This is a genomic window from Kosmotoga sp., from assembly GCF_982836095.1.
In genome coordinates this window covers 6,685-13,639 of the sequence record NZ_CEYIHJ010000035.1, presented here as the reverse complement: position 1 = coordinate 13,639, position 6,955 = coordinate 6,685, and the positions used below count along the sequence as shown (strand labels likewise).

Genomic DNA, 6,955 nt, shown 5'->3' with positions numbered 1-6,955 from the left:
AACGAACTTCCAAAATTGAGTCGCCGGGTTCCCATGGACACAAAGATGCTGAAAAAAAGCAGAAAAGGCAACATAACAAAAGCTGAGCAGCCAGCCTTGATTCTTGTGGAATAAAGCATGAACAATACCACAGCAAGAACAATAGAAGTACCTATCAGGCCAAAATCCCTGGCAGAAACGTAAATAACTGCTGCAGAGGCGTAGAAAAATGAGAGTAAATCATTTAACTTCTTCAATTTCCATTGCCACCTCCTGCAAAGACTGGTTATCTCTGACGATTCTTACGAGTATCTGTTCTTTTTCGAGCAAGGCCGCTTTTTCTCTTAGGCGCTTCATATCCTGTGGCAACAGCTCGAAGGATCTACCCGCTTTATAACGCGGGTCCCTGAAACCATAAGGCATAACCAATACCAATACTCTGGCGCACTTGGATCGGGCTTTCAATAGAACAGGTAAGATGGAATCAGTAAGATAAAGCGAGAAAATCACCAATGTAGTCGACGGTGTTAACTTTTCTATATCCTCTAAAAGAATGTTTGAAAGTTCAATGCCATCATCAGTACCTTTGGCTAGTGCAAGGAGTTCCACTGTTTCAACCCAACTTTTTTTCCTGTATTCAGTTTTGAGAATGTCAGCCCCCACAACAACCAGTTCGATTCTATTTCCCCGTTCATGACTCCAACGAATTAGAGAAGATGCCGCTAACACTGCCTGTTCTTCATAATTTCTTCTCATCTGCGACCACACGGCTCGTGCAAAGACCTCTTTTGTGAGGTTGAGATCTAAGTAAAGCATGGTTTTACTGATGGCAGTGAAGTTGAATTCCTTTGTGTAGAGTTCTCTCATTTTTGCGGATATTTTCCAATGTATTCGATTCATGGGGTCAGAAGCGTATCGCCTAACCCCTTTAAGATAAGTGGGGTCTTCAAGCAACTGAAAATCGCTTTTGGAACCGGGAAGGAGCTCTCTAAGCATCAAAGGGAAGGTTTCAAATTCCATGAGCCTTGGGAGGACAAGCACTTCTTCCGGATTTGAGAAGACCGCCCAGTGTTTGAAAAAGCCCAGTGGATCTTTGTATGCAATTGAACAGCTGGAAACGTCCTTTCTTCCGCGCAGCGCAAAAACAAGTTCTGTACTGATTGACAATGATTGCCTGGGCTTTAGCAAAAGTCGCCGGGCTTTCATGCCTGAAGTGCTGGTTGCTTTTTCTATGAGCGTAACGAACTCTATTTCGAGGTCTCCCGGAAAAGGGTTCTCTATAGTGTAGCCCAATTCCAGAGCCTGATCGGTGAAAATTCTGTTCTGACTTAACGTTCTCTCGATGGTAGTCTTTCTTAAAAAGTATCCTGTAATAAAATATTCTAACCATAACGTGGCAGATAGAACAGCTATTGTCAATGAGAAAGCATTGATTTGAAAGACAAGCCAGATAAGCCCTAGCACAGTCAGGAGACACAATGGGCCTTTGCGCGACCGGAAAGACTTCACTTGCAGCTTAGCCATTCTTGATAGGTACCTCTGTGCTGTCAAGAATTTCCTCTATAACCATTTCTCTGGTTTTGCGCATGAGACGCGCTTCAGGTTTTAAGATAACCCTATGTGCAAGAACCTCAACAGCTATTTCCTTTACATCGTCTGGAATCACAAAGTCCCTTCCATTTAAAGCCGCGAGTCCCCTGGAGAGGTTCATCAGGGCGATGGAACCACGAGGACTTGAACCCAGTGCAAGATCAGGGTGTTTGCGAGTGCTCCATACCAGGTCGGTGATATAAGAAAGAATAGAATTATCTAAATGTATCTCTCTAACACTTTTTCTGATTTTCCTCAGTTCCTCGGCATTGGATACCGGTTTAAGTTCAACGATGGGATGCTCTTCCTTCATGTTATTGAGCATCAGGATTTCCTGCTCCCTCTCTGGATACCCCAATGTCATACATATGGCAAATCTGTCTAGCTGAGCTTCCGGAAGAGGGAAGGTGCCTTCAAATTCCACGGGGTTCTGAGTTGCTATTACAAAAAACAGATCGCTCAACGCTTGAGTTTTTCCGTCGACGGTAACCTGTTTTTCCGCCATGGCCTCGAGCAAAGCTGACTGTGTTCTGGGGGTTGTTCTGTTCACTTCATCTGCGAGGAGTATGTCGGTAAAGACAGGGCCCTGTTGAAAGACGAACTCATTGGTTTTCATATCCAGGATATTCAATCCGGTCACATCGCTTGGTAAAAGGTCAGGGGTGCATTGAATACGCTTGAATTTCAGTCCCAATGAAAGTGCTAAACTCCTTGCAAGCATTGTTTTACCCACACCCGGCACATCATTGAGCAATACATGCCCCTCACTGATCATAACTGCCAGCAGTTTTCGTATGACTCTGTCTTTTCCGATTATCACTTTGGATATATTTTTCAGCACCTTTTCACCAAACTCTTTTACTTTCATCTTTTATACCTCCCAGGAAGTTATTCATTGATCTAAATCATCCAAAATATGCCTACTGGCAAGAAGCCTCGCAGCCCTTTTCCACGCATTTTTTTCTTTTCCCATTCTTTGGTTTGAAAACCTGTAGTCAAATTTGAGAATGAATTCATCCAGTTCAGCTATTAAATTGTCAATAACCTTGAGTTGAGTATCAAGCAAGAAATCGGCTGTATCACTTTTTTGGCATATTTCCATGGCCTTTATGAAATGTGGTATGCATAAGCCACTGGACTGGGCAAAGGATTTCCTGAATTCTGGTTTTTCAAGTCCCAAGACAAACTCATCGAGATACAACTCCTCAAACTCCTTTTCAAAATCACAAGCTGGACACTTATTTTTATAACTGTTTTTGTGATCTATGCCCTTGGGAAATATTATACGTCTTTTTTTTAGAGGTAGCTGTGAAGGCAATGTTTTGGCAATATGTGTAAGTACACTTCTGTATATCATAGATTGTCCAAAAGAGTCTCCCATCCTCATAAGCAAAGCAGTGTGTTTGCTGCAGAACCCCATAGAAGTGTCAATGACTCTTCGGGTTTCTGGATCATTAACCCGTTCATAGAGTAATATATCAAAATAATCAATCACGCTCTTCTCGGTTGCAAGACAAATGGGACAGCTACTTTTTTTCTTCTCAATAAATTCTAAAAGCAAAAAATAAAGCTGGTTGTTTTCCTTTGGAATGTGTTTCAAATGCACCGCCTGCCTGAAAAAAATAAAACTCCTACCCATAAAGGTAGGAGTCATTAGCCTTTTGGCAATTAGGACGGACTCCATCATCCATAAATATTCTAACATATGTATGGTTATTATAAAAAAAGAGGCGGAACAACAATGTAATTGCGCAGTTATCGCCATTAGATATTGTATAATTTCATTATGACTGTTAAAGAAAAACTCGCCTTTGGTTATGGAGATCTCGGATTGAGCATCTCATGGACAATTATCGGTTTCTATTTTCTCTTTTATCTCACAGATGTGGCGCAGGTGAATGCCGCATGGGCTGGTTTTGCCATCTTGATTGGAAAAGTATGGGATGCCTTTAGCGACCCGCTTTTTGGTGGTTTTTCAGATAAAACGACTTCTCGCCTTGGCAGAAGGCGACCCTATATTCTCGGGGCTGCCATACCTTATGGGATAACTTTTATAATGCTATGGACAATACCTCACTGGTCCCCAGGGCTGAAAATACTTTACTCCACCATCGCTTTTCTCTTTCACACAACTGCCAGCACCGCTTATGCGGTTCCGTACAATTCTCTCACACCTGAGCTTGCAGAAACTTACGACGAAAGGACGAGCCTTAACGCTTATCGTATGTTCTTTTCAATCCTTGGGGGGTTAATAGCAGGTGCGGTTCCAGCCTTTATAATACAGAGTTTTACAAATCCCGGCACCGGTTACAGCGTCATGGGAACGATTTTTGGGGTTATTGTAATCAGCTCTCCACTTGTAGTCTTTTCGATTATCAGGGAAAAGACGGTTCATTCCAACGCCAAAGGAGGCTTTGATAGAAGCGCTTTGAAAGATATAGTAAAGAACAAACCCTTTCTTCTCGCAGTTTCCATGTATTTCTTCACCTGGACAGGCATAAATGTCGTATCAGCTACCATAATATATTTCGCAACTTATGTGATGAATCGTGAAGCTGAGATAGGCTTCTTAATAGGCATTCTTTTTGTTTCTTCCATTGTTTTCCTCCCACTTTGGGTCTGGATAGCGGGAAAGCTGGAGAAAAGAAGAGCATATCAGCTTGGAATGTTAGAACTCGTGCTATGTCTGCTTTTTATCGCTTTTTTGGGGGACAAGCTCACCAATTTCTGGCTGTATTTTGCCATTGTTGTTACGGGCTTTGGGGTATCTGCTGCACACGTACTTCCATTTTCCATTTTGCCGGATGCTGTAGAATACGATCGCCTGATATCAGGCAAAAGGCGCGAAGGAATGTACTACGGCCTTACTACCTTCTTTCAGAAGCTCGGAACATCCTTGATGCTCTTCGTCGTGGGATTAACGCTGAACGCAGTGGGATATAAGCCCAACGTACCTCAGGAACCACAGGTGCTGCTTGCAATAAGGTTGCTTTTTGGAGGCCTGCCGGGTCTTTTGTTCATTACCGGTATACTGCTCATGGTGCCATATCCCATTGACAGGGCTTTTCAAAAGAAAATGCAGGAAGATGGAGGGAGTTTGGAATGAAATTGAGGCTCGAAAAAGTTGTTTCTGATAAAGATGTGAAAAACTTTATTCGCTTACCCTACGAGCTGTATAAAAACACTCCCCAATGGATTCCACCGCTGAATTCCATGGTCAAGAAAGCGATTAGCAAAGGAGCTCCTGTAATGAGTGGTGGAAGAGAATTTTTCCTCGTTATGAATGCACATCAACCTGTGGGCCGTCTTGGAGTATATATCAACAAAAACGTTTTGAAGCACGGTAACAACGTGGGATCTTTTACCCTTTTTGAGAGCTACGACGATCTCAGCATTGTTGACCTTCTTTTTCACGGCGCTGATAACTGGTTCAAAGAAATGCGTATTGAAAAATACATCGGTACTGATTCACCCACAAATGGTGATGACTATAAAGCCATTCTCATAAAGAATTTTGATGACCCACCCTTTATCAACATGAACTACAATCCCCCGTACTACCAGCGACTGCTGGAAGAAATCGGATTCGCCATGAAAACCCACCTGGCGTGTTTCAAATACGACTTGAGCAAGCCTGTTCCAGAAAAAATTATTCAACTTATTGAAATTGCCAAAAAGCGCTACGATTATGAAATCATTTCGCCCCAGATGAGAAATCTCAAAAAAGTCGCACGTGATCTGAAAACGGTTATGGAAAACTCAATACCCGATTATTGGGTCGGGGTCAGACCACCTTCCTTTGAAGAAATGCTTCAGATCGTAAAAGATATGAAACGCTTTGCCGATCCAGATCTTGTAGCCATCGCATATCATGGCGATGAACCGATAGGGTTTGCAGCGAGTATTCCCAATTACAATGAAGTACTCAAGGAGTTAAATGGACGCCTTTATCCCTTTGGCTGGTTGAAATTCTTGAAAGCAAAGAAAGAAATAAAGACCTTCAGGACCTTTACCGTTTTCGTGGTGGAGAAATTCCAGGGGAAAGGCGTTTCCTTTGCCATGCATTACCATGTTGGCATGAACGCCATCAAAAAGGGTTATACAATGGCCGAAGGCGGCATAATAGGCTTTGAAAACAAAAAGAGTTTTCAAGATGCCCTTGGGGCTGGTGGGGAGCTTTACAAGGAATATGCGACGTTTGAGAAAAAAGTTTAGCCCGGGTTTTTGGATTTATATCTTGAAATACGTAGAAACTAAAGAACAAGTATATCTGGTCTTCGGATAACATAATCATTGGCATTTAACTTTATAACTGGCCAATGACTGCCCTCAGGAAATGAAATTATCTCAGGAACTTCACCTACAATAGCAGTATCTTCTGATTTAGTGCCGGTGATTGTTGGGTTCCAGGCAACAGCGACTCCTTTTTCCAAAACATATTCACTGAAATCTGAAGCCAATAATTCTCGGGGATTGTATCCAGCAATTCCCCCTTGATGATGAAGCTCCCATTCTCCTTCATAACCGATTGCCTTATAAGCTCTTCTTATCTCAGCGAATACGCGCGACAGTCTATTTCCCGGTAAAGAGTTGGCTATGGCGACTGCGTCAACGTAGCAATTTTTCCTGTGCTGTTCTATGAGTTCATTGTTCAACTCAAAGAGGGCGGATCTCGTGGAAGAAACAACAAGCCCACGTTTTCGAGCGCAGACACTCACAAAAACGCTTTTTCCAAGTGTGATATTTCTGGAGAGGTTATGCCTGTATCGTATTGAGCTGTCTTCGCCGAAAACTATCGTCAAGAGAGGTTCAATGCCTTTTTTGGCAAGGGCTTCATAAAACATTCCCTGAACTTGCAGCTCTGTATTTTCCGGGGATAATTTTGGCATCAACTCCCAAAAGATCTCGTCACAGTCTTTTCCCAGCTGCCTATAAGTTTCAATCTCAGGTTCTACAAGCGCATATCGAAAGGGGACAATCCTGGAATTGAGGTTCGAAGTGTCATATCTGCCGGTATCGGAAATAAGCTCTTTTGCTGGAGCAATGAAAAGTCGTGAAAGTGCATTTTCTTCTCCTTCCCACCAGTTATATTCGAGAACTTCCAATTTGTCCCAGATATCACTGTAAAATTCTTCACTCTTTAGCCTCTCTTTTTCGATGTTGTCAGTCAACAAAATTACTGAATCCTCGGTTATTAATAGGGAAGCAACCCCTTCAACAGTGTTGAGTGTTATGTGGTTTCTTGCTCCGAAGGTTAACCATGAAAAGTTATCACTACGGCTTATTAGCAGTCCTTTAGCTTTTCTCGGAGTGAGAATTTCTTCTCGTAATTTGTTAATTCTTTCATGAAAAAAGATTGTGAAAAACATCATTCCTTAGCCATAAC

The 6,955-nt window shown here is 42.4% G+C and carries 7 protein-coding genes and 1 riboswitch; of the genes, 2 read left to right on the top strand and 5 right to left on the bottom strand.

From position 1 onward, the window contains the following. From AC3LHT_RS03880 to AC3LHT_RS03865, 4 genes are all read right to left on the bottom strand, one after another. On the bottom strand, positions 1–236 hold a 236-nt coding region (locus tag AC3LHT_RS03880), incomplete at its 3' end, for a hypothetical protein (RefSeq protein WP_488662041.1). Next, positions 220–1,503, bottom strand: a complete 1,284-nt coding sequence (locus AC3LHT_RS03875; RefSeq protein WP_290666705.1) for a DUF58 domain-containing protein — start codon at positions 1,501–1,503, stop codon at positions 220–222. The genes AC3LHT_RS03875 and AC3LHT_RS03880, both read right to left, overlap by 17 nt. Continuing rightward, a complete protein-coding gene (locus AC3LHT_RS03870; protein ID WP_290644744.1) occupies positions 1,496–2,437 on the bottom strand; it encodes an AAA family ATPase in 942 nt (313 codons plus the stop codon). The genes AC3LHT_RS03875 and AC3LHT_RS03870 overlap by 8 nt, the downstream gene beginning before the upstream one ends. Before the next feature lie 24 nt (positions 2,438–2,461). Continuing rightward, complete coding sequence (locus AC3LHT_RS03865; protein WP_290644742.1) at positions 2,462–3,169, bottom strand: DUF6062 family protein; 708 nt, start codon at positions 3,167–3,169, stop codon at positions 2,462–2,464. 37 nt (positions 3,170–3,206) lie between these two features. Continuing rightward, a riboswitch (Fluoride riboswitch) is annotated at positions 3,207–3,266 on the bottom strand. Positions 3,267–3,355: 89 nt separating this feature from the next. Here AC3LHT_RS03865 and AC3LHT_RS03860 point away from each other — a divergent pair. Further along, entirely contained in the window at positions 3,356–4,675 is a 1,320-nt protein-coding gene (locus AC3LHT_RS03860) for an MFS transporter (protein ID WP_488662040.1), read from the top strand. Next, positions 4,672–5,784: a hypothetical protein gene (locus AC3LHT_RS03855; protein ID WP_290666711.1), complete on the top strand. Its 1,113-nt coding sequence runs from the start codon at positions 4,672–4,674 to the stop codon at positions 5,782–5,784. Before AC3LHT_RS03860 ends, AC3LHT_RS03855 begins: the two co-directional genes overlap by 4 nt. A gap of 38 nt (positions 5,785–5,822) precedes the next feature. Here the strand turns inward: AC3LHT_RS03855 and AC3LHT_RS03850 are convergent, their stop codons facing one another. Then, positions 5,823–6,941, bottom strand: coding sequence for a M24 family metallopeptidase (locus AC3LHT_RS03850; protein ID WP_488662039.1), 1,119 nt, complete (start codon positions 6,939–6,941; stop codon positions 5,823–5,825). Between the last annotated feature and the right edge of the window lie 14 nt (positions 6,942–6,955).

Excerpts from the sequence above, each read along its gene's own strand:
- AC3LHT_RS03875 (WP_290666705.1), bottom strand. The coding sequence starts at position 1,503 with ATGGCTAAGCTGCAAGTGAAGTCTTTCCGGTCGCGCAAAGGCCCATTG.
- AC3LHT_RS03870 (WP_290644744.1), bottom strand. The coding sequence starts at position 2,437 with ATGAAAGTAAAAGAGTTTGGTGAAAAGGTGCTGAAAAATATATCCAAA.
- AC3LHT_RS03860 (WP_488662040.1), top strand. The coding sequence starts at position 3,356 with ATGACTGTTAAAGAAAAACTCGCCTTTGGTTATGGAGATCTCGGATTG.
- AC3LHT_RS03855 (WP_290666711.1), top strand. The coding sequence starts at position 4,672 with ATGAAATTGAGGCTCGAAAAAGTTGTTTCTGATAAAGATGTGAAAAAC.
- AC3LHT_RS03850 (WP_488662039.1), bottom strand. The coding sequence starts at position 6,941 with ATGATGTTTTTCACAATCTTTTTTCATGAAAGAATTAACAAATTACGA.